Here is a 1,183-nt window from a genome sequence, read left to right on the forward strand (position 1 = left end):
TGGGGCGTGACTACTACGTGCGGGTGGCCGGCAACGACTACTCCGTGGACCCGAGCGCGATCGGTCAGCTCGTCGAGGTGAGCACCACCTTGACTCAGGTGGTGGTGACCCGGGCGGGGCGCGTGCTGGCGGCCCATGACCGCTGCTGGGCGAGGCGACAAACCCTGACCGACCCCACCCACGTCGCGACAGCTGCAGCGTTACGTCAACAGTTCCAAACCGGCCCACCACCGGTGGCAAGTAATCACCCGGTGCGTGATCTGGCCGACTACGACCGCGCGTTCGGTGTCGACTTCACCAGCAACACAGTCACTTCCGATGGTGAGGTGGCGTGATGATGGCCGAAGATCCGATCAAATCCGTCCTGCACTACGCCCAGGCCCTCAAGGCACCACGCATCCGCGACTCCGCTGCCCGACTTGCTGAGCAAGCCCGCGACGCCAACTGGACTCATGAGGAGTACCTGGCGGCAGTGCTGTCCCGGGAAGTCGCGGCCCGCGAGGCCTCCGGTGCGGCGACCCGCATCCGCTCGGCGGGATTCCCCACCCGCAAGTCGTTGGAGGACTTCAACTTCGATCACCAACCGGCACTTAACCGGGACATGATCGCCCACCTGGGCACGGGTGCGTTCCTGGCCAAGTCCCGCAACGTGGTGCTGCTCGGCCCACCGGGAACCGGCAAGACCCACCTGGCCATCGGATTGGCCATCAAAGCCGCCCAGACCGGACACCGCATCGCCTTCGCCACCGCAGTGGACTGGGTCGCTCGCCTCAAAGCCGCCCACAACGCCGGCCGACTGCCCGCCGAGCTAGCCAAACTGCGCCGCATCGGTCTGCTCGTCGTCGACGAGGTCGGCTACATACCCTTCGAACAGGACGCGGCCAACCTGTTCTTCCAACTAGTCTCCAGCCGCTACGAACACGCCTCACTGATCCTGACCTCGAACCTGCCCTTCGCCCGCTGGGGCGACGTGTTCGGAGACCAAGTCGTGGCCGCCGCGATGATCGACCGCATCGTCCACCACGCCGACGTCCTGACCCTCAAAGGCTCCAGCTACCGACTCAAGGACACCGGAATCGACACCCTGCCCTCCGCCAGAGCCGACAACACGGCACAATAACCACCGACCACGTGGCCTACTTTTCACCGTCGCTTCTGGCCTAGTTTTCGACCGTCGTCAACA

At 65.1% G+C, this 1,183-nt stretch carries 2 protein-coding genes; both read left to right on the plus strand.

Features of this window, described 5'->3' with window-relative positions; all coding sequences use genetic code 11:
• Positions 1 to 335 (plus strand): Mu transposase domain-containing protein (locus tag AC5Y47_RS25620; protein WP_499947057.1); only part of this gene is annotated, 335 nt, incomplete at its 5' end.
• Positions 336 to 337: 2 nt separating this feature from the next.
• On the plus strand, positions 338 to 1,120 hold the full coding sequence (gene istB / locus AC5Y47_RS25625) for an IS21-like element helper ATPase IstB (RefSeq protein WP_499947058.1): 783 nt from the start codon (positions 338 to 340) through the stop codon (positions 1,118 to 1,120).
• Positions 1,121 to 1,183: the final 63 nt, after the last annotated feature.

The organism is Mycobacterium sp. NGS22 (assembly GCF_059813095.1).

Excerpts from the sequence above, each read along its gene's own strand:
- istB (WP_499947058.1), top strand. The coding sequence starts at position 338 with ATGGCCGAAGATCCGATCAAATCCGTCCTGCACTACGCCCAGGCCCTC.